This window comes from Gracilinema caldarium DSM 7334, assembly GCF_000219725.1.
GTDB lineage: Bacteria > Spirochaetota > Spirochaetia > Treponematales > Breznakiellaceae > Gracilinema > Gracilinema caldarium.
In genome coordinates this window covers 1,100,493-1,125,796 of record NC_015732.1, presented here as the reverse complement: position 1 = coordinate 1,125,796, position 25,304 = coordinate 1,100,493, and the positions used below count along the sequence as shown (strand labels likewise).

The 25,304-nt window shown below is 45.7% G+C and carries 18 protein-coding genes, 1 other RNA gene and 1 riboswitch; of the genes, 9 read left to right on the top strand and 10 right to left on the bottom strand.

Going from position 1 to position 25,304, the window contains the following annotated elements; all coding sequences use genetic code 11:
- Positions 1-19: 19 nt before the first annotated feature.
- Both SPICA_RS05160 and SPICA_RS05155 read left to right on the top strand, forming a co-directional pair.
- Positions 20-1,954, top strand: a complete 1,935-nt coding sequence (locus SPICA_RS05160) for a methyl-accepting chemotaxis protein (protein WP_013968479.1) — start codon at positions 20-22, stop codon at positions 1,952-1,954.
- 9 nt (positions 1,955-1,963) lie between these two features.
- Positions 1,964-2,491: a glycine cleavage system transcriptional repressor gene (locus SPICA_RS05155; protein WP_013968478.1), complete on the top strand. Its 528-nt coding sequence runs from the start codon at positions 1,964-1,966 to the stop codon at positions 2,489-2,491.
- Between the two features lie 6 nt (positions 2,492-2,497).
- Here SPICA_RS05155 and SPICA_RS05150 read toward each other — a convergent pair whose 3' ends face one another.
- Positions 2,498-3,508, bottom strand: coding sequence for a hypothetical protein (locus tag SPICA_RS05150; protein WP_013968477.1), 1,011 nt, complete (start codon positions 3,506-3,508; stop codon positions 2,498-2,500).
- A gap of 104 nt (positions 3,509-3,612) precedes the next feature.
- Here SPICA_RS05150 and ssrA point away from each other — a divergent pair.
- Positions 3,613-3,963, top strand: a transfer-messenger RNA (tmRNA) gene (gene ssrA / locus SPICA_RS15130).
- A 163-nt stretch (positions 3,964-4,126) separates the two neighbouring features.
- Positions 4,127-5,362, top strand: a complete 1,236-nt coding sequence (locus SPICA_RS05145; protein WP_013968476.1) for a peptidase U32 family protein — start codon at positions 4,127-4,129, stop codon at positions 5,360-5,362.
- Here the strand turns inward: SPICA_RS05145 and SPICA_RS05140 are convergent, their stop codons facing one another.
- Both SPICA_RS05140 and SPICA_RS05135 read right to left on the bottom strand, forming a co-directional pair.
- Positions 5,363-6,217, bottom strand: a complete 855-nt coding sequence (locus SPICA_RS05140) for an RluA family pseudouridine synthase (protein WP_013968475.1) — start codon at positions 6,215-6,217, stop codon at positions 5,363-5,365.
- The gene (locus SPICA_RS05135) at positions 6,214-7,638 is read right to left on the bottom strand and encodes a glycoside hydrolase family 3 N-terminal domain-containing protein (RefSeq protein WP_041396149.1); all 1,425 of its coding nucleotides are present in this window, start codon (positions 7,636-7,638) and stop codon (positions 6,214-6,216) included. Before SPICA_RS05135 ends, SPICA_RS05140 begins: the two co-directional genes overlap by 4 nt.
- 447 nt (positions 7,639-8,085) lie before the next feature.
- A riboswitch (cobalamin riboswitch) is annotated at positions 8,086-8,276 on the top strand.
- Between the two features lie 184 nt (positions 8,277-8,460).
- Between SPICA_RS05135 and metE the strand changes: the two genes are divergently transcribed.
- On the top strand, positions 8,461-10,728 hold the full coding sequence (gene metE, locus SPICA_RS05130; RefSeq protein ID WP_013968473.1) for a 5-methyltetrahydropteroyltriglutamate--homocysteine S-methyltransferase: 2,268 nt from the start codon (positions 8,461-8,463) through the stop codon (positions 10,726-10,728).
- Positions 10,729-10,804: 76 nt separating this feature from the next.
- Complete coding sequence (locus SPICA_RS05125; RefSeq protein ID WP_156789629.1) at positions 10,805-11,308, top strand: HD domain-containing protein; 504 nt, start codon at positions 10,805-10,807, stop codon at positions 11,306-11,308.
- A 259-nt stretch (positions 11,309-11,567) separates the two neighbouring features.
- Here the strand turns inward: SPICA_RS05125 and SPICA_RS05120 are convergent, their stop codons facing one another.
- The 3 genes from SPICA_RS05120 to SPICA_RS05110 all read right to left on the bottom strand — a co-directional run bounded on the left by SPICA_RS05120 (position 11,568) and on the right by SPICA_RS05110 (position 15,848).
- Positions 11,568-12,560 (bottom strand): ATP-binding protein, encoded by a 993-nt coding sequence (locus tag SPICA_RS05120; protein WP_257720284.1) that lies wholly within the window; start codon positions 12,558-12,560, stop codon positions 11,568-11,570.
- Positions 12,561-12,742: 182 nt separating this feature from the next.
- Entirely contained in the window at positions 12,743-13,765 is a 1,023-nt protein-coding gene (locus SPICA_RS05115) for an acetylxylan esterase (protein ID WP_013968470.1), read from the bottom strand.
- Between the two features lie 259 nt (positions 13,766-14,024).
- A complete protein-coding gene (locus SPICA_RS05110) occupies positions 14,025-15,848 on the bottom strand; it encodes a hypothetical protein (protein WP_013968469.1) in 1,824 nt (607 codons plus the stop codon).
- Positions 15,849-16,109: 261 nt separating this feature from the next.
- Here SPICA_RS05110 and SPICA_RS05105 point away from each other — a divergent pair, with 261 nt between their 5' ends.
- From SPICA_RS05105 to SPICA_RS05095, 3 genes are all read left to right on the top strand, one after another.
- Positions 16,110-17,516 (top strand): NFACT RNA binding domain-containing protein, encoded by a 1,407-nt coding sequence (locus tag SPICA_RS05105; RefSeq protein ID WP_013968468.1) that lies wholly within the window; start codon positions 16,110-16,112, stop codon positions 17,514-17,516.
- 19 nt (positions 17,517-17,535) lie between these two features.
- Complete coding sequence (locus SPICA_RS05100) at positions 17,536-19,920, top strand: coiled-coil domain-containing protein (protein ID WP_013968467.1); 2,385 nt, start codon at positions 17,536-17,538, stop codon at positions 19,918-19,920.
- A gap of 66 nt (positions 19,921-19,986) precedes the next feature.
- Entirely contained in the window at positions 19,987-20,643 is a 657-nt protein-coding gene (locus SPICA_RS05095; protein ID WP_013968466.1) for a hypothetical protein, read from the top strand.
- A gap of 55 nt (positions 20,644-20,698) precedes the next feature.
- Here the strand turns inward: SPICA_RS05095 and SPICA_RS05090 are convergent, their stop codons facing one another.
- From SPICA_RS05090 to SPICA_RS05075, 4 genes are read right to left on the bottom strand one after another with little or no spacing between them, the layout of a single operon-like run.
- On the bottom strand, positions 20,699-21,685 hold the full coding sequence (locus tag SPICA_RS05090) for a hypothetical protein (RefSeq protein WP_013968465.1): 987 nt from the start codon (positions 21,683-21,685) through the stop codon (positions 20,699-20,701).
- Positions 21,682-23,007 (bottom strand): hypothetical protein, encoded by a 1,326-nt coding sequence (locus SPICA_RS05085; protein WP_013968464.1) that lies wholly within the window; start codon positions 23,005-23,007, stop codon positions 21,682-21,684. The genes SPICA_RS05090 and SPICA_RS05085 overlap by 4 nt, the downstream gene beginning before the upstream one ends.
- A 2-nt stretch (positions 23,008-23,009) precedes the next feature.
- Positions 23,010-24,053: a hypothetical protein gene (locus SPICA_RS05080; RefSeq protein WP_013968463.1), complete on the bottom strand. Its 1,044-nt coding sequence runs from the start codon at positions 24,051-24,053 to the stop codon at positions 23,010-23,012.
- Positions 24,050-25,303: a hypothetical protein gene (locus SPICA_RS05075; protein WP_013968462.1), complete on the bottom strand. Its 1,254-nt coding sequence runs from the start codon at positions 25,301-25,303 to the stop codon at positions 24,050-24,052. The genes SPICA_RS05080 and SPICA_RS05075 overlap by 4 nt, the downstream gene beginning before the upstream one ends.
- Between the last annotated feature and the right edge of the window lies 1 nt (position 25,304).

Genomic DNA, 25,304 nt, shown 5'->3' with positions numbered 1-25,304 from the left:
TAACAGGAAAGGATAGCCGATGAAGATCTTTGCTAAATTGCTTTCTGGAATTGGTCTCGTGCTTGTTCTAATGACCGCAGTAGTAACCTTTGTAGGGTATCAGGCCTATACAATTTATGGTTACTTACAAGTATCGAAACAGACTACCAATTTAATTTACCAATGGGACCAGGTGCTAGTAGCTTCGTATCAATTCTTAACAACACCGGAAACATTAGACAAACAAGAAGAGCGGCTCTTTAAAAATATAGATCTCTTTTCTCAAAAATTAGATACCTTTGTTAAAGACAAACGAGTTAAAAAACTTGGGAAAGATGCTATTGAACAGCGAGAAAACACCGTAAGCCTCTGGAATTTTACCCTGTCTAATCTAGAAGGGGTTCGAGTTGCCTTGGAAGATTTAAGAAAATATACTTTAGAGAAGTATCCCATCATTGGGCGAAGTGGTAATGATGGGATTCAAGCTGAGGTGGATCGACTCATAAAAGCCGGACAATTTGATTATCAGGCAAACTATTATTTTGATAATTTTAAACGCAACCTGAAATCTATTGCCCTAGCCAATGAGGGCTTTAAAAATATTTTAAACAAACTCGAAAAAACCATTAATGGGAGTGTTTCAAGATCGATTCAATGGACCATTATATTTACTGTATTTTTATTTCTAGTTTCTGTAATGGTAGCCATTATATACACCATATCCTTTGCCCGCCGCATTGCCTATAGGACCCAAACAATCGAAGCATCTCTCCGCCAGGTGGCTCAACGAGACTTTTCTACTACACCGCCTCATCTTGGAAAAGATGAAATTGGTATGATTTCTGTCCATCTAAAAGATGTGATCGAGTCTGTAGGTGGACTTTTTACAACTATTAAACATGCTGCTAGTCGGGTAACTGGCCTTAAAGAAGCTCTTTCTGCAGGTAGTGCTGAATCTGCAGCCGCCATAAATCAAATAAATAAAAATATAGAAAATATTAAAAACCAATTCGTTGTTTTAGATTCTGCTATCGATCAGGCATCAGAAGCGCTTGCGGATATTGGGAAATATCTCGAAAACTTTAAAGAACAAACCCAATATCAAACCCACGCAATGGAAAAAGCAGGGGAAGATCTTCAGCTCGCAATCAATCAGGTGAGCCAGGTATCTCAGGATCTTTCAAAACAATCCCAGGATGCAGATTATTTAAGGCAACTCGTAATCGAAGGAGCGGATAGAGTTCAATCAACCAATGAAATTATAAAATCAGTGAGCCGGGATGTGGAAAACATTTCTGAAATAATTGAATTAATTGACCAGATTTCTGAACAAACAAATATACTCTCTATGAATGCAGCCATTGAAAGTGCCCATGCAGGTGCTGCGGGAGCAGGTTTTGCAGTTGTGGCAGACGAAATTCGAAAACTAGCCGAATCTACCCAGGATAATGCTCAGCGTATTGAAGATGCCCTTTCAGATATTTTGGCTAAAATTAACCAGGCTTTGGAAGCAAGCAGTAATTCGGCCCAATCCCTTGAAAGCATTAGCACCAATGCCACCACTTTTGTGAAACAGCTCGACATTTTGGTTGCTACCTCTGATGAAACGAACCGTCGGAGTATTCAGGTAGGACAAGCAATCCAGGACTCTATAACAGCCATAAAAGGCTACAATGAAGGTACCCAAAAGATGTACCAACAGCACCATGCAATCCTGGATGCTATGGAAAATATAAAAAGTATTTCAGATCAGACCCTTGCAGGTATTACAGAAATTGATCAGGGGTCCCGAGAAATTCTGGAGAGTATCGTCAACCTTGAAGATCTTAGCCAGCAGAGCCGAGAAGGAGCCGCTGAACTGGAGAAAGCTCTGGCTGAATTTAAAACAAGTGAGTCAGTACAATGTGCTGATAATCACGAAACTAATATTGATGAACGGGGTGTAGAGATAAAAAAAGCCCCTATAACCCTCTAGGAGAAGACTATGAAGCAGCAGGTTTTAGTAACTGCCGTAGGAAAAGATCGAATTGGCATTGTGGACGACTTATCTAAAGAAATCCTCGATCGATCCTGCAATATCGAAGAAAGCCGTATGGCCTTACTTGGTGGTGATTTTGCAATTCTGCTGCTCATTTCCGGGCCTGCAGATCGTCTTGCTAGACTTATAAAAGATAAAAATCTTCTCGAAAATCGACTTCAGCTTACAATTCAAATGGGCTATACCGCTGCATCACCGAACACCATCAATGCTATACCCTATATATTGGAATCATCTTCGCTTGATACACCAGGCATTGTTCACAGTGTTTCTACAGTCTTAAGGAGATATGGAATCAATATTACCGATTTAGAAACAAACACAGAAAGTGCACCAATGACGGGGGCTCCTCTTTTTATCATTAAGGCCCAACTACTGATTCCTACAGATGTGTCCATAATATCCTTGCGAAAAGAGTTGGAGGAATTGGAGCTGAATTATAATCTTGATTTACGCTTAAGACCAGCAATGTAATACATCTTAATCCTGAAACATTCTATATATCAAGTAGAGTTCTTCCAGTGTTTTATGAGGTCCTGGTACTTTTGCTCGTTGACGATACTGCGCAGAATCCCGCCGTTCTGCATAAAAATCGTAGATTGCCCTGGGATCCCCCTTGTGTATAAATCCTGCATAATCTCCATAAGCAGGTTCAGTCCCAAGATATGCATGAACATCGGAATAATCAATGGCACATATTCCGTATTTAGCTAATCTATTACGAAGTTGTTGTATTTCTTCATAAGAGAGCCCAAAAAGAAACTCTTCCAAAGCAGCTTTTGTTTCTTCATTATGCAAGTTATGTAAAAGAAATTCCTGCCATTCATCATCCAAATCCATTGAAAGGCGAATGAGTTCAGAAGATCCATCCAGGGTTCCAAAGGTTGGAGGACTCGATTCCCTGGCAGACCAGAGAGCTTGCAAAGATGGGACATGCTGAACTGAACGGGGATCAATTCCATGTTCCCAAAGATGAACCAGATCACTTGCAAGTTTTGTCTTTTTTTCTATGGGAAATACTGGATTTTCTAAACAGGCAAGATATACATCTTCTGCCATTAAGGCACAGGCGATCTTAAAAATCACATCCTTTAATCTACTCTGCAAAGGATGTGTGTGATCTAATAAAATACAGAGCAATGAAAAAGCATGAGATTTTGCAACTAAATAACTACGAGAAGCCACAACACGGCTAGGAGTATGTAATATTCTGCTTGATCTTGAAAACTGCGTGAGTGAAGCAACGAGTGTTTTTCCATTCCGTTCTACGCCACGGATAATCTGAGATTCCATTACTGAAGGGAAACGAGAAATTGCCTTACCAAGTAAGTCCAAATCTTGAAAACGCCGGATCGCCAGCTCGGCATCCTCCGGATGCTCAGTCTTAAGGTATTGTAAAGTTTCTTGTACTAACGCTTGCTCATCTGTTTCCAATGTCAGTGCGGAGGTAACAATGTTATCAATATATTCCTCTTTTTGTTCAGAAATCATGTATACTAGACTACCCCAGCTTTCTCATTCGGTCAATGATAGCATAACAAATTGAATTGACCTTACCAGTTAATTAGTGTACATTTAAGAATAGTAAACGTTTCGGGGGTGCACCGGTTTCGACTGGTGCGATTCGGGGCGTAGGCTGCAGGTGGAGGCGCCGTACTCCTACTCTTCGGCGAAACATTAACTGCCGACAACGACAGTTACGCTCTCGCTGCATAAACAGCGGAACGCGGAACCCAGTCCCGCCGCCTTGAGGGGCTGGCATTCCGTCGCAATCAAGGCTGGTTGACCCCTGGGCCCGAACGGGGGAAGACGAGATTAACCGGGCTACGGATCCGCCGCACGCCGTGTAGCTAAGCGAGTCCCGACAATACCAATACACGGCTAAACCTGTAGATGTTTACGCAACGCGTACTAGGACGCGGGTTCGATTCCCGCCACCTCCATATCAAGGCTGTCCATGACTTTGGACAGCCTTTTTTTATCTAAACACAGCCAAGGATGGCTGATGAGCGTCGGAGATGGTCTAGCGCAATGGGCTAGCACGTGTGAGGCAGAATGTCTCGATCAGGCACTGGTCTAAACCGCTTGTTTTCGTGCATAGTACCTGCTATGAAATCTGTTGAGATAATGGCACCGGCGGGGTCCCGGGAAAGTCTTGTTGCAGCCCTCAAAGCTGGAGCCGATTCGGTTTATTTTGGCGTGGGCAAGCTAGATATGCGATCCCTTACCAGTACAGCCTTTACCCCTGAAAATTTGCCAGAAATTGGGAGCCTCGTAAAAAAGTATGGGGCTAAGGCATACATCACCTTAAACGCCGTTATCTTTGATTCTGAATTGGAGGAACTGTATAAGATCCTGGAGTCAGCCCAAAAAGCAGGTATAGATGGCGTTATCGCCAGTGATATGGCAGTCATCAACGGAGCCAGAAAACTGGGAATACCGGTACACCTTTCTACCCAGGCGAATATCTCCAATATCGAAGCAGTGCAGTTTTACAGTACCTTTGCCGATGTGATGGTGCTTGCCAGAGAATTGAGCCTGGACCAGATACGGCATATCCGGAATGAGATTGTATTGCGGGATATCCGCGGTCCTTCCGGATCCCTGGTACGGCTTGAAGCTTTTGTTCATGGGGCGATCTGTATGGCCTACTCAGGGAAATGTTATCTGAGCCTACACCTTATGGGATCCTCTGCAAACCGGGGTGCCTGTCTGCAGAGCTGCCGCCGAACCTATATTCTCAAGGACAGAGAGACAGACCAGGAAATAGAGGTTGATCATGGGTACCTCATGTCTGCGGCGGACCTGAAAACCATTGGTTTTTTAGATAAGATCCTTAATGCAGGCATAGAGGTACTGAAAATCGAGGGGCGGGCCCGGTCGGCGGAATATGTGGATACGGTAGTCCGCTGTTATCGGGAAGCGGTAGACGCGGTTGCCGATGGCTCCTTTAAGCAGGAACGGGTCGCCGACTGGGACCGCCGCCTGGCGACGGTTTTTAACAGAGGCTTCTGGGATGGCCATTACCTGGGCCAAAAAATGGCGGTCTGGACTGATGCCTATGGATCCAAGGCAAGCCTGACCAAGGAGTATGTGGGAAATTGTGTCAATTATTACCCCCGGGCTCAAATTGCTGAAATTGAACTAAAAGCGGGAGATATACAAGTTGGAGATCAGCTGCTCATCTCCGGACCAACGACCGGCGTGGTCTATCTCGAGGTCTCGGAACTACGGGTGGATGAAGTGTCAGAACAACATGCACTCAAGGGTGCCCGCTGTACCTTGCCATGCCCTGAACGGGTGCGAGAGGGAGATAAGGTGTATATCAGAAAGATGCGTCCCTGATTAATTTTGTCCTACAGCCTGCTTAAAAGCAAGCCAAAGCCTATCGGGTTCGATAATTGGAGCAACAACCTGAATATAAGGCCTTGGGAGTTCGGTGGCATGTACGGTGCTGGGATTCAAGGCTCTGGCATCATGAGTCCTGACAGCATCGGAACTGCTATCAAGGTTGTCGAGGTGGTCAGGATCCGGAAAAGCAAGGGACCGGGCATGAAGCCGAATTCCACCATTTTTTTCACTGCGACGGCTTCCGTATTTCAGGTCACCCTTAATATGAAGACCTATAGCCGCAAGCTGAGCGCGAATTTGATGGTGTCTTCCGGTAATGAGTTCAATCTCAAGGAAGATATAATGGTCGCCCTCGCCTACTATCCGGTACCGAAGTTTGGCCTGTTTTCGCTGTGGGCCTTCTTCTGCATGGGCATAACTTTTATTATGCCGGTTATCTACAGCGATCCAATGAACCAACTCCCCTTCCTGGGCAAGGACTGATACCCCCTGTTTTTCTACTATAGCCCAATAGGTCTTCCGGGCTAAAGCCTGAGCAAAACAATCATTCAGAAAGGCTAAAGCCTGAGGGGTACGGGCAAAAAGGGCGCAACCTGTAACGGGCACATCGAGCCGATGAACCGCGGTAGGTGAAAAGGGGTTGCCTTCCCTATTTACAACCGTACCATAGGTGTCTTTCAGTAAAGCTGGCAGATCCAGCACTGATCCAGAGGCACCTTCCACAGCCTGGCCACAGCTTTTGTTAAGCACAATACAAGAAGGACTTTCATACAGTACCGGAGGCATGGTAGGGACCGGTAGTGCACTGGGGATCGTGGAAACATTCAGCTTGTTGTTTGATATGTTCATCGCAAATTCCTTTCCCGTAAAAACTGTTCTGTCGCTTTTCTCATACAGTCATAACCTTCATCATTAAATGCTGTCGGACTTTCCATGAGACCCTGAAGCAGTTTTAGCGTAATAATACGACTCGCTGCATCAACAAGTCTTTCTCTAAAGAGTGTATCCGACTTTGCCTGTTCTACCAAGATCCGGTGAATACGGCGCAAATCCCGGGGCCAGACCATCACCATATCCGAACCGGCCTTTAAAGCGTGTATAATTGCACCCTCAACGGTGTATCCCGCATCGGTTATAGCCTTCATAGCAAAATCATCGGTGAGAACAATTCCTGAAAAGCCGAGAGACTCCCTGATCCAACTATGCAGAACTCTATTCGAGAGGCTGGCTGGAAATTTTTCATCGATGGGAGTTACGATTGTGTGGGCAACCATAACTCCTCCAGGCTGAATAGGAAGGGTTATAAGTGACTTTGGATACAAGGTTTCCAGGTCAATGATATGTTTCCGGTTTTTCAGCAAAGCTTCGAAGGGGGCAACGAGATTGGAAAGCCCTTGCTTGTCTATGGTAAGGACCGATGTGCCGTGATGGGGGTCGGCGGCGGCGCTTAAGGGAAAATGCTTTACCACACAGGTAACACCGGCTTCCCCCATGCCCTGGATAAAGGCCGCCGCCGCCGCGGCAACCGCAGTGGGATCGGCGGCAAAACTGCGATTTTGTAAAAAATCACGGTTTTCTGGAGCAAGGGGTTCCGCCACCGGGGCCAAGTTCATCGTAATACCTAAGGATCTCAGTTCCCGGCCCGAGAGATATGCCGCCTGTCGAATAGTAAACCAGGTATCATCATGGATTGCCAGTCTGGAATCTGTGGTGCTCCCAAGATGAGCTGTAGAGGCGATAGATCCGGCGCTTCGAGGGCGCCCAGCGGTATTTTGCTGCGAGGGACCTCTGGTAGTTCCACGGCCTGCAATCTCGAGGGAAACTGAAAGGTACCGTGAGGCTGGTGGCATATGGGTAGCCACCTGACCAAGACGGTAAACATCTCCTCCTTCATGATCGATAGCCACAAAGGGTAAAAGCCTGTTGATTTCCGCTACGGTAGACGTGCCTGCAGTGCTGGGTGTAGATGTGTCCACTTGTTCAGGGAGCGGCTGCGCAGCGGTAGTGGTACATTCAGCTATAAAGGTATAGACCCCTCGAGGAGAATCAGCAATGTTGTACTTAAAAAGCATGATGGCTCCCACCGGGATTTCTGACAGAAGCTTTTTCATTTCCGGGCTTAGTGAATCCCGTCCGGCTACTCCGGTCATCAGGACCTGGGCTACCAAGGCTTCTGTGTGCATTCTTGTTACAATCTGCTGAGCCATTTCACGGTACCGTGATTCTCGAGCAAGTTGGGCACGGAAAGCATGCTCCCGTTCGCTAAACAATACACGTTTATTCTGCGAACTATCTCCTTGGAAGCTTAAAGTCCCTATATTACAAGAAATGAAATAAAGTGTTTCTAAAACTACAATGATACACAAGTATATTGAAGTGTTATTATTCGTTTTGTATATCATAAATTTCTCACTTTAAATTTACTTTGGGCGATAATGTTTCCATACCGTTTATAAAAACAGGGGATATGTCACAGGAAAAGTCGGTAATGGCATCTGGATTGCCTCCATATTTGATGAGATGTTCCTTACATGATTGAAATCGCTCTTTACTACAAACCATTCGTTTCCTAGGCCAAGGGCCGCCTGAAATAATTCATAATCTTTTATAGCCCTTATTATAGCCTACCCACATGTTTTAGCGAAGAGCCGTTTTGTTTCCTTGAAAACCTTTCCTACTCTTGAGGGGAGGTATAAAAATTGTTATGATAAGGCTCCCTCTGGTGGGTCCCTTGAAGGCCCCCATCGATAAGGGTGGTACCAGCATACCGAACTTGTCGACAGCGGCAAGGAAGTCCGGTGAAAAACCGGCGCAGCCCCCGCTACTGTAAGGTGGACGAACCCCATAGCCACTGGGAAACCGGGAAGGCGGGCAGTAGGAAGAAACCAAGCCAGGATATTTGCCAGAGGAGTCTCTGAACGGAGGGTTCAATCATGTTACCAGTTCCATAATCTCCAGTGACCTGTAATAGATACCTAAAAAATCTCTTGTACAACCATCACTGTACAACCGCTACAGAAAAACCCATCCTCTGAGTGCAGGAGGTAGGGTTTAGTGTTTCTCTAAACATATCTTGTAATCAAGGAGTTCCCATGAAAACAACACTTGTGGGGTTCCCCCGGATTGGGAAAAACCGGGAACTAAAGACCCTGCTTGATAGCTATTTTAAAAATCGGATCGACGGAACACGGCTTATCCAGGAAGCCGCGGCCCTGGAAGAGGTCCAACTCCAGGCCCTATCGCAACAGCTCGATGTGATTCCCTGTGCAGATTTTTCATTATATGATGGAATGCTCGATATGCTCTACCTTTTCGGTTGTATTCCACCCCGTTTTAAGGATATTCCCCAATATGCAGGGTCCCTCGCTCATAGGGATCTTGAAACACGGCTTGGGCTCTATTTTGCCATGGCTCGGGGAAGTGAAGTACAGGGAAAAGCCATCTATCCCCTTGAGATGAAAAAGTGGTTTACCACTAATTACCACTATCTTGTTCCGGAGCTATCCCTGGAGCTTTCCTGGGAACTGGAAACTTCTTTCTTAGAAGCCCATATCGAACGAGCTAGAAGACTACATTGTCCCTTTAAGGTACATCTCATTGGCCCTCTCACCTTCCTCTATCTTTCAAAAATACTAGAAGGACCTCCGGATAAATACCTCGATACATTGGTAATCCAGTACCAGAGGCTTTTTAGGTTTCTTCAGCAAAAAGGGGTGGAATGGGTCCAGCTTGAAGAACCCATTCTGGTTACGGATCTGTGTCATGAAGATGTGAAAAGGTTTCAGTATCTGTACAAAACAATCCTTTTTACAAAAGGAACGCTTAAGGTGTTGCTCCAAACCTATTTTGGCGATATCAGAGATGTTTGGTCTGAAGTGTGTCAGCAACCCTTTGATGCGGTAGGCCTCGATTTTGTTGCAGGAACAAAGAATAAAGAACTAATACAAACGGAGGGATTCCCGAAAAATACGATCCTTGTAGCAGGCTGTATTGATGGACGGAACATCTGGAGGGCCAATCTGGAAGAACTTATTCCCTTTATTCAGGATCTACAATCCAAGATGAAAAACGAAATCTGGCTTTCCAGTTCCTGCTCTCTCCTTCACGTACCATATACGGTCGAGGGGGAACGAAAGCTACCCCCGGAACTTAAACGTCGTCTTGCTTTTGCCTGGGAAAAGGTGGGTGAACTGGAGCATCTCAAAACAGCTGTCAGAGAAGCACGGGGCCATCTCTCAGTTTCCGAGAAGGCACATTCCTCCAGTTCACTACCACCTTCAACTTTTGTTGATTTTTCTCTTACACCGCGCCCGATTCCTCGCCACGAACGATACTGGCTCCAGCAAAAGCGGCTTTCTTTGCCGATCCTCCCTACCACCACGATTGGCTCCTTCCCGCAGGATGAAGACCTTCGACGACTACGTAAACAGTATCGGCAGGGGAAGATCGACGAAAACACCTATGAAGATCGCATTCGGCAGAGGATTCGGGCCCTAGTGGTGCTTCAAGAAGAGCTGGGACTCGATGTTCTGGTTCACGGAGAGTACGAACGAAACGATATGGTTGAGTATTTTGCAGAATACCTGGAAGGATTTTATACGACCGAAGAGGGATGGGTACAATCCTATGGAAGTCGAGTTACCAAACCTCCCATTATTTATGGAGATATACATCGAACCCATCCGATTACGGTTCCCTGGATTAGTTATGCCCAGTCATTAACACAAAAACCTATGAAGGCTATTCTTACCGGTCCAATTACCATAATCAACTGGTCTTTTGTACGGGAAGATCTGGCCCTTTCAACAGTAGCTTTTCAGCTGGCTGAAGCACTTCGGGCAGAGATTTCTGAACTACAAGAGAAGGGAATACCCATTATTCAGGTTGACGAAGCCGCGCTGCGAGAAAAATTGCCCCTTCGGCGTGGTGAATGGGAAGGGTATATCAACCTTGCGGTAGCAGCCTTTCGTCGGGCGACCGAGTCGGTACGACCCGATGTACAGCTTCATACCCACATGTGTTACAGTGAATTTGGATCCCTGGTATATGCAATAGAAGCCTTTGATGTAGATGTGATTACCATCGAAGCAGCTCGATCTCATTTTGGACTTCTCTCATCGTTCCGTGAGTATGGGAAGGATCATCCCATTGGGCCTGGCGTATATGATATCCATTCTCCGTTGGTTCCATCGGTAGCAGAGTTGGAAAAGCGAATCCGTCGGATGCTTGAATATATTCCACCTGACATGCTCTGGATTAACCCTGATTGTGGACTAAAAACAAGGGGGATGGAAGAAACAGTGGCTGCTCTGAATAACATGGTTCAGGCGACACAACGGGTACGACAGACCCTTTGCTGACAATGCCTTCTGCCCTCCATGAGGGGGGCAGAATCACGAGATAGCTTATCTCATCAATTTTTACTATATTTTAAGGATGATGCATACTAGATATCGGCGAGCCAAGGCTGATCGTCTTATAGCACGGAATCCGGTATTTTATAAACTGGCAGAACCAATATTCTTAAGCCGTAATTTTCAGCACCTGCGGGACATTGTACATCATGATGCGAGTATCGCGGATCATACAGTTTCGGTAGCCTATCATTCCTTTGTAATTGCCCATGCGATGGGCCTACGGAAACATATAAAAGAACTGGTTCGTGGCGCCTTGCTTCACGATTACTTTTTTTATGACTGGCGCTACGCCCGGCCTCGGAACGGCAAACTCCATGGCTTTGAGCATCCTAATGAGGCATTGGAAAATGCCCGATCCGACTTTGGCCACCTCACAGCCATCGAGGAAGACTGCATACGACGGCACATGTTCCCCTTAACGCCGGTTCCGCCTGTCTATTTTGAAAGCATCCTCGTATGTCTTGTTGACAAGGTGGTTGCTTTGGCAGAGTTGGTAGCAGCGATCAGGATTAACCAGGGATAAGACAGCCATCGGAAGTAATCAGAGATGAGCTCCTTAGGGCATCCACAATAAGAGGTGGATGGGGTATGTATTGAGGGGATAACCATCATCGGCGGGGACCTAGAGTAGACTTACTGCCAGATTTCGTGCATCCCTTCTGGAGGCAGAGCGAGCGTATCGTCGCCGAGGGGGAATGGATGAGCTGTTCTACACAAGATGTATTTGGATCCCGCTTTCCAAGGACTACCTGATGTTTTCAGATCCTTATAGACAGTGTTCATTATGGCTGTATCCTTCTCATCCGGATGTTCAGTCCTTTTGCATCAGCAAATGAAAGCACACCCTTATATTCCAAAATAAAGTCGACTTCTTTACCATACTGATCGCGATAGTACCAAATTCTTGCCCTTCCCTCTCGGTATGCGTTGGTTTTTCGTAACTCTGCAAAAAGAAAGGTTTCCCAAATAGCTCCTTTAAAGGGGGAGCCTTCCAAGGTAGTTTCATCGACCCCGAGTAGAAATGAGAGTAAGCCGCTATCTCTAAAATAAACCTTGGGACTCCGAATCAGACGTTTACCAAAATTCGCAAACCAGGGTTCAAGAAGTATGATTTGGCCGGAAGCCTGAAGCACAGAGATCCAATCGTTTATTGCTTTAATTGAAAAACCCACATCTTTTGCTAGATCGGTTTTATTTAATATTGAGCCTGGACGAAGGGCTAGTAAGCGGATAAACCGTTCAAAATCCCGAAGACTCGTAACATTTAAAATTTGTCTGACATCCCGTTCCAGATAGGTCACAAGATATGAGGTATAGAATATGCGCGCATCCATGTCTGGGTTGCGCCACAGTTCCGGAAATTGTCCCCGGCACAGTAGTCGTACCAGGTTTTGTTCTTGAGTAGCATAAATACCAGCGGTGATTAATTCCCTCAGTGACAAATTTTCTAGTTCAAAAACAGCTGCTCTGCCTGCAAGGCTGTCACTAACATTTTTCATAAGAACAAAATGCTGACTACCGGTAAGTATATACTGGCCATGGTGATGTCTATTCTGATCTACCGCTGCTTTAATGTGTCTGAAAAGCCCGGGGGCATATTGAACTTCATCCACAATAAGTGGTGGAGGATTGGTCGTAAGAAAGGTCTTCGGATCCCGTTCAGCCTGTTCCGCCAGACTTGGGAGGTCAAGACTGATATTAAGGTTGTTGTTTTGCCGGCCTGCCGTGCTCCAGTAAGGATTATCACAGGAAAATCTTCCGCAGCCTGTAGTAATTGATTTTTTATTTCTCTATCTAACAACATATTAACAATATTAACTTCACAAGTTAATATTGTTAACTTTAAAAATAACAATCATTAACTTAATTCATATTGATAAAGGCAACACCCATAGACTGGGCTGCTTCCGGTGTCATGGGGCACCGGATAGCCAGCCTCATAGAACTATCGTCCGGACTATAGGCCGCACATGAAATCCAGAATATGGTCATGTAGACCTGGTAGATCTTCATGGCCAAAATCGGGGTACAACAGGTGACGCTTTGTAGCGGTTATTTTGTTATAGGCGGCAAACTGGCTTGAAGGAGGGCAGATGGTATCCATAAGGGCGATAGCCTGTAAAACCTCAGCTTTAATGCGTGGCGCCAGATGCTGTACATCAATATATCCCAGGGTGGTAAATACCTGGTCTTCCCGTTCATGGAGGGGATCGAAACGGCGGAAATAATCGTGCAGTTCCCCATAAGCATCCTTTGCAAGATCCATCTCCCAGACCCGCTTATAATCACAAAGGAAGGGATAGACCGGCGCTGCCCGAGCTACACGGGGTTCCAGGGCTGCACAGGCCAGAGTGAGTCCTCCGCCCTGGCTCCATCCGGTGACTCCAATCCGGTCCGGATCTATCCAGTCAAGGCTCATTACAATACGGACCAGCTGAACCGTATCTAAAAACATGGAGCGGTACAGAAGATGTTCCGGCTCTCCCCTCAGGGCGTCTTCCAGGCCCCGAATCATATGGCCATTTAAAGTGTTGCCATACACGGGAGTTCTGTCTTCTGAACGGCCGCCCTGACCACGGCAATCCATGGCCGCTACGGTAAAACCTGCTGCGGCGAGCCCCAACCGGGACTGCCAATCACCAGAGTTCATTGAGTATCCATGGAATTGCACAATAGCTGGTCCCTTGCCGTTACTGCCTGCCCGCCGCTGCGCCGCAGAACCTAGGGGTTTTATCAATTTTGCATAAATACGACTCCCACCTACTCCGGTAAAATACAGGTCATAATAGGCGGCAAAGTCCGGCTCAGATCCCTTCCCGCTGGGTGCTTTCCGATCTGCCGGTATGAGCTGGATCTGCGGATCCAGGCGATCAAGCTCGGCAAGGGACCGGGTCCAAAAGGCATCAAAATCCTGAGGCCGGGGATTCCGTCCCTGATAGCTGGTCAGAGCTTCCAAGGGCATGTCAAAGGTCAAGGGCATAGGAGGTACCTCCAATATAGATGAATTATTGTCACAGTGGCGCCATTAAAAACCTGATTAGATTTTTAAAGGTCCTCATGATGTTATTGCAAGACTTTGCAGAACCGCCACTATGGTCTGAATGAGTATTCTACAATCATTCTTCGTTGTTAGGAACAGGAAGCCGTAAATTTGGCATAGGATCCAAAACATTTCTTTGGTAACTCCCTTGGGGCAAAAGTATATAGTCGAATACAAAGAAATAGAAGCAACGGAAAGACTAATCTTCGCTACTTTTTACATTAAACGATGCAGAGGTTTGAGAGAGTAAATACTGCACAAGAGGCGCAATCTCGGAGAGGCTTAAGAAGCTTCCTGTTTCTACCCGTCCCTGACCAAAATACAGATAAGTACAAATACCGGGGGCATCGTCTCCAAGATCTGGGATAGAATCCACACCAGCTTCTCCAGACTGTTTCATTAGCCTAAGAATCCTACCGATGTTACAATTCCACAGGATTTGACTTCCCTTTGGAAACCGTATTACCATTTCCTGCACAGACTTTGAATCGGAAAGAGTGGCAACTCCCATGGTGCTTTGGTTCACCAAATTAGATAAAATATCCCGATTTGTATTTCCAAAGGAAAAATAAAAATTATTCTTTGTAGCTCTATAGTTAAATACACATAATTGTGAAATTATCTCTGACATCAACCTGGTCTGTTCAATCTCATCGGATCTCATAGTGATGAACCTCTCTCCAGGTACTTCCAAACCGATGGTTACAGTATTGTAGGGTGAACTTGTATCTTGAGAATGGGGTGTATAATTAAGTGAAATCTTGTAGGGGCTATCATTTTCCTGGTTAAAATAGGCCTCATAGAAATTTTGAATAATCCCTGCCTCAAAGGCTTTTGCTAGTTCCTTTTCATAAGCAAGTCCATCTTTCATTTCCATAACACCAACGAGTTGGAAAGATATTCCTTGGGCAAGCTCAGCTATAAATTCATTCATTGCATGTTCAGTATGATCAGACAGATTTAAATTTTTTAGATGTTCCGCATCATAGTCAAACCGGAAAGAAAATGCGCCCCGCGACCCAACCCAATTCATTGAGCGATCTACAAATTGTTTATAGGACTCTATGTGATCTAGTTTATCTGGAAATAGTTTTGCATACCAGTTGAACATGGCTAGGGTAAAGGCTCTGTTTTGTTGAGGGTCAAAATCATACACAAGATTAAAGAGCCCATCCTGAGCGGTATATTTCAGAGCTGTTCGTAAATCCTTTCCTGGCTTAATTGCATGTAACAGAGCATCGATCCACCCCTTTTCAGAGAAGGTGCAATAACTTTGCATAAGAAATCCCTTATCATCCCCATGGATCGAAATACCAACCATCTGTAATTGATCAATAATATCAACCATAACATTGGCTATTTTTTCGCTAAACACCATTTCTTGAGAAGAAGTTATATCCTTTTCTAAGGTCTCATATAATGATCTTTTTATTTGCTCAACATCGATGTTGAGCTGACTTTTTAGAGCATCCATATGAACCAAAATTGCAAGTCCATTATTTGCAAAACGGGAAAGTGCATTCAAATCTAAAGGTTTTTCTACTGGAAAACTTGGTGTAGTATATCCAGCAGGAATAAGCACCACATAATTTTTATATAAAATTGGGGTGATGTTCTTTTTTGTAAATCCTTGTTTTGCGGTTTGTATATTAAAGGCCTTAGTAACAGGAATCATAAGTTGGTAATAAAGCCCTGATGCTGATTGCTCACCGAATCTTAAAAGACATCCTAAAGGTTTAGATAAATCAATCCAAGCAACATCGAGCATACCATCGGTTATATCTTTTAATGATGTTGCTAATTCAGAAAGTTCCTTCCCCTGGGTAATAGAATCTATGCCCAGTGGCTTAATAAAAGCATCGAGATTCGAAAGAAACTTGGCAGGATTATCAATTTGTACAAAAAGTGCACTATCGGTACCCACCATTTCTGAAAGCGGATTGTTTGTCTTCCCGCATGAAATAACAATACTACTAATCACTATCATGAGCAAAAAACTCATTTTATTAACCATTTTAACCATAATTTCTCCTTACATAAAAACAATTAGTAATCATTTGGACATCATTAGGTTTTCTATGCAGCTCTAAAGAATTGCATGAAAAATCAATCCTGCTAGAAAATTACTTGAGTTTTAGAATTATATCAAGATAATAAAATACGTTTTATCTATTAAAAAACCTTTACAAATTAACATGTTTAGAGGGCTTTCAATATATTAGGTACCTCCAAAAACCTAGCGGAGTCTTTAGAGGTGCACTATAATAAAAGCACTGGAGTCCCCATGTCTTTAAACTGGAAAGAAATAAACCTAGTCCTCACGGAATTGAACCTGAGCGGTTCCCAGATCCAACGGGTCGTACAAAGCGCTTATGATGTACTTGCCCTCCACCTTTACAAAGAGGGGAAGGCCACTACCCTCCTCATCGCCCTCACCCCGGGAGCCTGCAGGCTCCATGCCACCTACCGGGCGGTACCGAAACCGGACAAACCCTTACGGTTTGCAGAATTCCTTAAATCCCGCATCGTGAACGGCTGGATCACCGAAGCGGTTCAGCTGGGAACGGATCGGGTTGTGCGGATCAGCATACAGCGGGGAGACCTGCGCTATCGCATGTACCTCCGGCTCTGGTCCAATGCGGCCAACGTCATTGTAACCGATGATACAGGAACGATTTTGGACGTGATGCGCCGCAGCCCCCGACGGGGAGAAATAACCGGCGGCCGCTATGTTCCCGAGGAGACTGCCGCTTCTCGGCCCCAACGGGAATTTGAAATCCGCACTTTTGAAGGGCCGGGCACCTTTAACGAACAAATCGACGCTTACTATGCCGAACATGGCGGAGCCCTGTCCCTAGAAGCCCTGCGGGAGCAGGTCCGCAAACTCTACGAAGGCCGCCTGGGCCGTCTCGCGGCATCCCTGGAGCGGCTCCAGGAAAAAGAAGCAGCCTATAAAAAGGGAAACACGCTGAAAGAATACGGGGATATCCTCATGGCAAACCTGTACCAAATACACCAGGGTGATGCATGGTTCGAAGGCATTAACTTTTATACCGATGAGACTGTACGCATTAAACTAGATCCTCATAAAAGTCCCCAGGCAAACGCCGAAGCCTATTACGAACAATATCACAAAGCAAAGCACGGCCTTAAGGACGTAGTAGAAGAAATAGAACGGGGAGAGGCTGAACAGAAACGGCTCGAGGCGGAACTGGTCAAACTTTTGGCAGAAGAAAATCCTCTCCGGCTTCATAAGGCCCTCCAGAAACAACGGCAGGTGATAAAACCGGAAGATAAAAAGCGTCCAGGCCTCACTTTTTTGCGAAAGGGCTGGACGCTGATCGTTGGCCGAGATGCAACAGAAAACGACGACCTTCTGCGCCACTACGTAAAAGGTTCTGACCTTTGGCTCCATGCCCGGGATTACCCCGGATCCTATGTATTTATTAAAGCTCGCCCTGGCAAAACAGTCCCCCTGGATATATTATTAGATGCAGGAAACCTTGCCCTCTTTTATTCCAAGGGCCGAAATAATGGAGAGGGCGACCTGTTTTACACAGCGGTGAAGTATCTCAGGCGAGCCAAAAATGGCCCAAAAGGGCTTGTACTACCTACACAAGAAAGAAATCTTCACGTTATAATAGAAGAAAGCCGATTAAAAGAATTAGAGCAGTGTCGAAGCGATATTTAACGAAAGGTGGGAAGAGCCTATGAAGCACAGTGGTCTTCTAAAAAAAGCAGAAGATACGATTCACAATGAATTCGCAGAAACCGATACGACCACAGGAATTAGCCCAGAAGATCGAGCAGAAATTATTTCACAAATAGAGAAAATTACGCAACAAAACCGGCAACGGTTTGATACATCGTCTTTTTCGGTCAAAGCCCAGAAACGGGGATTCTTCTTTCCCCTTGTTGTTAATATACTCATCATCAGCACCACAGCCCTTGGACTTTATGGTCTTAATAAGCTTTTTTCCCTACGGACCACAGAAATACAACAAACCGGAACAACCATCAACAGCGCTGAGGGGAAACTCATTCAGGAAATTAAAAAAGAAGCCGAAGGACAGCTTGCCCGTAAAGAACAGGAAATTTATGAATTACAGGCTCGTCTTGCACAGCTCGAAAAAACTCAGGCATCATTGCAAAGCTCCTTCGAAGAACGGCTCGCTCAAAAAGAAGCAGAATTTAAAGAACTCATAAAAAAGGAAGTAGAACAGGAACGGGAACGCCTTTTAAAACAGGGGCTCTCAGAAGCGGTTATACAAGAACGATTAAAAAAATTTGAAGCTGAACGAATGGCTTTTTATCAGAAACAGATTGATGAATTTAAAAAACAGTTAGAGCAGGAGCGGTTTGCCGCAGAAGCATCCTATGCTAAATTACGGAAGGAATATTCCAACAATATTGCCACACTAAACGTTGAACGGCAAAAAATACTCGAAGAGGCTCGTCAACGGGAACAACAGCTCCGCAGCAACCTGGAACAAAAAAACCAGGAATTAGCTAGTACCGCGGCGAGGGTAAGTGCTAGTTTAGAAGAGGCAAAAAAAGAATTAGCCAGGATTGATGAACAGCGTCGGGCTGCAGAGGCCGCAGAAGATCAGATTACAGGACTTTATCAGGCTATACAGAGCAATTTTCAAAAACGCAAATATGACGAAGCCTTAAAAAACATTACCAGTATGAAAACCATACTGAACGATCCAGCCATAGCAACACATTCCTCCTTACAGAAACGACGAAGCAGCGATCTTTTTGCCCTAGACATAATTGGCCAAATGGCACGCTTTGAAGTTGAACGGAGTAGTATTGATACCAATCTACTATTTGCCCAAGCAGAAGCCTTGGCGGCGATCCGATCTGCAATACAGCAAGGCAGAGCCGCTTTACAAAAAAACGATACTGCAAAGGCTGCTGCGGCATACCAGGAGGCATTAAACCGAATTCCTGAAATAACTGAGGCCCATCAGTACTTTATGAACCGAAATTTAGGTACAAAAGAACAGGGAATACAGATAGCGTTACAAGCCCTTAGCAGAGCTACAACGGCCCAAAAAAACAAGGATTATACGACTGCTGGCATGGCCTATAGTGAAGCATTACAAGCCTTAGGACTTTCCGTAGAAGACAGCCTTCAGCTCACCCAAGGTTTAACCTCGCTGGCGCTAGAGCAAAACAGAGCCAATGCAATTACCACGGAAACCAACGATGCTCGAACTCTTTTGCGCCGTGGCAACAATGCCCTTGATCAGCGAAATTGGACGGAGGCAATAAAACAGTTTGCCAATTTGCTGCGCCGTTATCCTCATGCGGAGCAGATCAACTCTGCCATGGAAGGGATTGATACGGCAATACTCAATATGATCAGGGAAGCTGAACAGACAAATACAGAAACAACCCAAAAGATGCGTGAAATGGACAGCAAAATAGCATCTCTTACCGCGGATCTTGAAAAAACTATTGCAGAGCTCAATACTTATAAAGCCGGTTCAACTCAGAATGTACAGGAAAAGGACCGTAAAATAGCAGAATTGGAACGGCTCCTAGAAGAAGAACGGCAAAAGTCTAAGATACTAGCGGGGCAAGCTGGAACACTACCTGCAGGGACTGCAGGTACGAGTGCCACGGGAAGCGGGACTCAGACCGCCGGAGGAACTGCCCAAACAACCTTGGAGCAGGACCTTGCCCAACTCAGACAGGAAAATCAACGCCTAAGCCAAATCGCATCTCAATATGATGCCCTAGGACAAGCATACCGATCGTATCAGGGAGAGGAAGACCGGATCCTTTCTCAGGGTGGTAACAGTAGTTTAGTTGCAGCCCGATCTCAGCTTGACACGTTCTTAACTAATACTTCGGTTCAACGTGTTTTCCCAGACTTACGGGATCGTATTGTACGATACGAACGGGCCTATATCGAAGCAGGTCAAAAAGAAAGCCTGTATAATGCCATGACCATAGCTGATACGGCTTTTAAATTAAAGGATGAAACCAGCCGTACCCGATATTTCCAGGACTTAAAAACCCGTTTTAAAGATAATGCTCCAATGTTGTCCTATATTGATGCACTCCAGCGAGGCTTGCGCTAGAGGAAAGTACGCCGCATACCCCCCGATGGGTATGGTCTACCATGAAGGCTAGAAAAGGAGTCTCCAATGGCTGTAAAACGGAATAAAAGTATTGTTATTTCCTACAAAGCTCTGCGAAGGCTTATCGGTGTATTAGGTATGGCCCTGCCTGTGGTGCTGATCTTAGGGGGATACTTACAACCAGGCAATGGAATACTAGGCTCTATCAGTTCCTATTACCATAGCAACATGCAGGATGTCTTCGTGGGTATCCTTTGGGCAGTGGGTCTCTTTTTAATAAGTTATAAAGGATACGATTCGATAGATAACTGGGTTACCAATCTTTCAGGTCTTTTTGCTATCGGTGTTGCCCTGTTCCCCACCATAGCTCACATCGATGATACCCGGCCGCTGGGGGTATTTCAACTGCCGCCAGCTATATCAGGAACCCTGCACCTGGCATGGGCATTTCTGTTTTTTCTCTTGTTAGCCTATAATTCATATTTTCTGTTTACAAAAACCGGAACTAAAATACCGGGACCACAAAAGCTTGCCCGAAATACTATTTACCGGGTTTGCGGCATTATTATCATAGCCAGCCTTGCGGGAATAGTGCTGTATATGCTATTCCTGCAGTATACCTTCCTGCGACACTGGGCACCGGTGCTCATCCTGGAGACCCTGGCCCTCTGGGCCTTCGGTTTTTCCTGGCTCGTAAAGGGTGAAACCCTTTTCAGAGATTAAGATTGCCTGGCTCAATCGCCGAATGACGGCGGTTGTCTTTTTTCATCCGTACTCGCTACAGCTTGAGCTTTTCCAAATCCGCAGTAGGTATCTCATAGATAGATATAAGATAATCCCATTCATCATTATTGGATGCTGCAATTTGGAGGGTTCTCGTAAACACAGACACCCACCGGCTATTTACTGCATCGTATCGTTCAAAAGAAAATTTAAGGGAACCTGTAGCAATGGCAAAGCATTCATTTCCATCCTTATCATATATATAGAGCCTATCCCCCGTGTCTGCCAAAAGTCTGCCATCCGAAAGGAGACCTGTCATAGCCCGTCCCAAAGGAAGCTGAACCGGCCCTTCTTCTTCAAACCAATAATAGGTTACCGGTGTACCGTCCGTAAGGGTCCCTGAAAGATAAGCACCATAATCGTTTTTGGCTGCAAAGATAGGGGCAGCCGGTAACTGGGGAGGAAGAGGATAATAAACTTCATTAGAAGATGTCATATCGTGGCGTGTTAACGTGATTTGTTCACCATCTCCATAGGAAGCTATATAGAGGATCCCAACCTCTTCAGTTCCACTCCACGTTAAGGTAGCCCCCGCCCCAAGAAAGAGATCGTCGGTCGTTTGATAGGATTCAAACCCAGTGGAGTCTATCCTTACCCATCCTTTAATATCAGGATGACTTATATAGAGTGCTTGTAAATCATTAGGATGAGGGAAAACCTGAAGGCCCGCAAAGGAAAATCCATTCAACTGTTCCTTATTAAGGATTACACCGGTCTTAAAGATTGGATCAAAAGTAACATATGATATTCTCAGCGAATAAGCTTCCTTGGTAATCCACCCCCCCTGAGTATAGCTAGATTTACATGGTATAAAGTATCCATACCGTGCCTCATAGGGTAACGAAACTTTGAATTCCAACACAGGGTCACCTAACTTACGGGCACTCAGCACACTTGCGGAAACATCTGGGTCAAAGGGTGGGTGCCAACAGGAAGTTAAAAGTATGATACTAGAAAAAAGTCCCACAACATTTTTTTTCATAGATTAAACCTCACTCCTAATCTCAGGATAGGTATATCAACATACCATGAGTCAGAAAATAGAAACGTAGAGGGAGCCCGGACTTCCCCACCCCGACTTGCGGCCAGATAGAGACCATCACAGAAAGGATAAAAACGGAACCCAAGTTCAATAAAGGGGCGTAATTTTGTTAGTAATGTATATTCTAGACCCGTTTGGGCTGAAATTGCCATAAATGCAACAGGATCAAGCTGTAAGAGGGATGTATTAACCCTCAAGAATAAGGTCCCAGAGACATAGGGCTTTATAATAGAAAGACCATCGCTCAGGTAATATCCCGCCTGAATTCCTGGTTCCAAGAGCGGTAAAGAAACAAAATAATTAGTATAGTTACTAGTATATTTTAAATCCTCTTGGTTTGGGAAATATAACCCAATCCAGTATTGCTGAAAACCTAATCCTAACCATATAGAATTTCCAATATGCCGGTGTATCCAGACATCGCCAAACTGCCCCATAAGGGCTCCACTTTCAAAATACCAGGGACTTTGAGCAGGTTGTTCCAATTGCAGGACCGATGGGCTGTCAAGCAGGGTAAGGACCCCTGAACGGGCTTCGTAACCCGAAGCAAAGGCCCTGTATCGATACGTACCGGGAATCTCTACAGTTATAGTAGCTTCACCGGTGTTATCAAGTTGTATTGGAGCCTTGGTAAAACCAAACAGCTTGCTTCCTGGAACACCTCGAATGGTAAGGCGGCCGGCCCTCCGCTGGGCTTCGAGGGTGTCCATGGCCGCCACCAGGGGAAGCCAGAAGGTGCTTCGCAGTTCTTCTTCCGTTGGAAGGTCCGCTGTAAAACTGGCGGCCATGATCTCCTGGGCCGACAGCACCCGGAACACCCGGTAGTGTATGTCAAAAGAACCTTCGCGGGAAGCAACCTCGGATTCAGGTTTTCCGGGTGCGGTCCTGGTTACATAAAGCACAAAGCCCATGTCCTTAAGGCTGGCCCAGCGGAGGGCCTCGGCAAGGACCTTAGGGGCTGTACTCTGAGGAACCGGTTCAGGCCAGAGATAAACTTCCCGAACCCGCTCCAGTTTTCCCAGGGAATATATCAAGGATGCCGCCCAGGACGATTCTATTGTATCAGAGCATAGAACTACAAAGGATCGGAGGGATACTGACTCTATCGGTCCAAGGGCCAAGGGAACCGAGGGATCCTGGGCAAAAAGAGGTAATATCGGTAAAACCACCAGGAGCCCCAATAAAAAGCCCTTAAACCAACCCGGGAATATATTTTTTGCCAAACGATGCAGTATACGAGCTAAACAGGTTTGTCGTGTCATACCTACCACCAGGGTCGAAGGAGCGCTAGGGAGCCCTTTTGCTCATCGTAAAGGAGCCAACGGCTCCCATCGGGAGCAAAGCTGATTTTCCCCCGAAACTCATTAGGCAAAAGGAAGCGGTCCAGTTCGGTATTGTCCCGATCCATGGCATAGCGGCCGAGACCTTTTCTATCGTCATTGAACTGTACAATGTAGCCAGCAGAAGTAAGGAATGCCCCCTCTTCTTTGGAAACCGGGACCTCAAGAATCTGTTGAGCGTTTTCTCCAATATATGTAGCACTAGTAAAATCATTTGTAAATTGAGCAATAACGTCCCAGCGAAGAATATAGCCCTTATTGGTATACCTGTTATTAAGGGCCATATAGATCCTGGTCCCATCGTAGTACAGATCGAGGAGACTGAATTGAGAAGCAGGCTGATTGTCAAAAAAGGTATCTTTCGCGTAGAGTATTGAGAAAGCCCAATCATTATTATAAATCGATAATGCAATATCATTTTCACGCATCTCACAGAGATACGCAGTTGTTATAGAAAGTGAATAAAGACTAAAACCGGTTTGGCTAAAATAGGGTGTATTATTAACTGGATCAAATAAATTCAATGTCAACGCAACAGGATCAATTCTGATAACACGTGTATTCTCATAGGCCGTAGCAATATAGCCATTCATATCGAGCATTGCAAATTTGCCTATAGCTGGTAAATTGGTAAAAGCCTTAATAACCGAGAGATCTGAACTGTCGAGGAGTACTATGGCGGGTGGCCCTGAAATTTGGTGAAGTCCCAGAACAATATAGGTTTTCTGAATCGCCGGTACAGGAATAAACTGCAGGAACCCCACGGTTGCCAATGCAGAAATGCCTGCGGCTTTTGTAATACTAGTAAGATCCTTTACTGCTTGGGCTTGACTCAAATAGGCAGGAAAATAATCTTCTTTGAATAACTCACAGGAAACAATACCGAAGATAATCAGACTTAGTATCAAAAAACCTGCAAGAACGTAGTTTTTGCAATGCCTCCCTGTAAAAAGTAATTGATTCATCATTTAAAGAGCACTCCTATAAGGAAAAAGGGCCCCCCATTGGAGGCTTCGAGCCAGCCCTGGGATAGAAAGCCTGAACCGGTTGCATAGGGAAGCCGAAATTCCGTAAAAAGAGCCCAGCGGGGGAAGTGGTACTCGAGGCTGAACCAGATCGGGTCCAAAAGCATATCCAGGTTGGTCGATACAGAGCCTTCTTCTAGCCCTGGCAGGTAGCTTATAATTCCTGAACCACCGGTCCCGATGGCAAGGCGCAGTGCTGAATCCACCGGGTCTTGCAGGTAAAGCCCCATACCGAAGCGAAGTTCATCATGCCAGAAAGGAACTGATCCTGGAGTAAAGTTATATCCCGCCCAGAAGGCATTATCAAAACGGAAAAAGAGCCGATCAGGAAGGGGATAATAGCGATAGAAATAGGTAGCCCCTAACAAACGGCCCCGACCTGTTCCTACCCCCCACACATGAACCGATTGTTTTTGCAGAGCCGGAAGCTTTATTGTTTTTGAGGTAACACCCTTGGGGAGTATCATAGAACGGGGCCAGAACCCCTCTTTGTATAGTGTAATAAAAAGCGGTTGATCTTGAGGGAATGGAAGGTAACGTCCTTCCAGCGTTCCTCCTTCTAGAGTACCCGCAAGAACGCCCGTCTTTGCAGGACCATACCAAACCTCTATACCATCCTGGGGTCCCGTAAACAATTGGGAATATTCAGCCAAATTAACCACCTCTGGATCTGCCGCAATAGAAGCAAGCCATGCCTGTACGAGCCCTCGGGCTGAATCATCCAGAGATGGCAGGGCAGAAAGGCCCGGAAAGGTAGAAAAACTGTCGCTTGCCCGGAGGGCTTCCCGTTTTGTATCATAGGCACCGATGGTCCAGGAAAGGCTCCGATCAGACAGGGTAAGATTAAGTATAAATACCCATCGAAGGGCCCGCTCCTTCCCGTAGGTAAGGGCCAGCTCTGAGGGTTTATCGGTTAAGGAATCAATCTGCAGGTTATCCACCGTGGGGTATCCTGCCTCATTCAGGGCAGAACGGAGGCTCTGAATCAGGTAGGTCATGTATTGGGCTGCATCAGAACGAGGCATTCCCGAACTGTTTTGAGACCAGAGCAGCAACACTGTCCGTTCATCAACCTGAAGCACAGCCTGCCCCTTGAGCTCCTGAGCAGATTGTTCCTGAGCAAAAAGACGAAAGGAGCCTGCCGCCAGGAGAAATAGGAGACCAAAAAACCGGCGCGGAGGAATACCCTTCATT

Bases quoted from the DNA above. Each gene is read 5' to 3' on its own strand.
- SPICA_RS05160 (WP_013968479.1), top strand. From the start codon at position 20: ATGAAGATCTTTGCTAAATTGCTTTCTGGAATTGGTCTCGTGCTTGTT.
- SPICA_RS05155 (WP_013968478.1), top strand. From the start codon at position 1,964: ATGAAGCAGCAGGTTTTAGTAACTGCCGTAGGAAAAGATCGAATTGGC.
- SPICA_RS05150 (WP_013968477.1), bottom strand. From the start codon at position 3,508: ATGATTTCTGAACAAAAAGAGGAATATATTGATAACATTGTTACCTCC.
- SPICA_RS05145 (WP_013968476.1), top strand. From the start codon at position 4,127: ATGAAATCTGTTGAGATAATGGCACCGGCGGGGTCCCGGGAAAGTCTT.
- SPICA_RS05140 (WP_013968475.1), bottom strand. From the start codon at position 6,217: ATGAACATATCAAACAACAAGCTGAATGTTTCCACGATCCCCAGTGCA.
- metE (WP_013968473.1), top strand. From the start codon at position 8,461: ATGAAAACAACACTTGTGGGGTTCCCCCGGATTGGGAAAAACCGGGAA.
- SPICA_RS05125 (WP_156789629.1), top strand. From the start codon at position 10,805: ATGATGCATACTAGATATCGGCGAGCCAAGGCTGATCGTCTTATAGCA.
- SPICA_RS05115 (WP_013968470.1), bottom strand. From the start codon at position 13,765: ATGCCCTTGACCTTTGACATGCCCTTGGAAGCTCTGACCAGCTATCAG.
- SPICA_RS05110 (WP_013968469.1), bottom strand. From the start codon at position 15,848: ATGGTTAAAATGGTTAATAAAATGAGTTTTTTGCTCATGATAGTGATT.
- SPICA_RS05105 (WP_013968468.1), top strand. From the start codon at position 16,110: ATGTCTTTAAACTGGAAAGAAATAAACCTAGTCCTCACGGAATTGAAC.
- SPICA_RS05100 (WP_013968467.1), top strand. From the start codon at position 17,536: ATGAAGCACAGTGGTCTTCTAAAAAAAGCAGAAGATACGATTCACAAT.
- SPICA_RS05095 (WP_013968466.1), top strand. From the start codon at position 19,987: ATGGCTGTAAAACGGAATAAAAGTATTGTTATTTCCTACAAAGCTCTG.
- SPICA_RS05090 (WP_013968465.1), bottom strand. From the start codon at position 21,685: ATGAAAAAAAATGTTGTGGGACTTTTTTCTAGTATCATACTTTTAACT.
- SPICA_RS05085 (WP_013968464.1), bottom strand. From the start codon at position 23,007: ATGACACGACAAACCTGTTTAGCTCGTATACTGCATCGTTTGGCAAAA.
- SPICA_RS05080 (WP_013968463.1), bottom strand. From the start codon at position 24,053: ATGATGAATCAATTACTTTTTACAGGGAGGCATTGCAAAAACTACGTT.
- SPICA_RS05075 (WP_013968462.1), bottom strand. From the start codon at position 25,303: ATGAAGGGTATTCCTCCGCGCCGGTTTTTTGGTCTCCTATTTCTCCTG.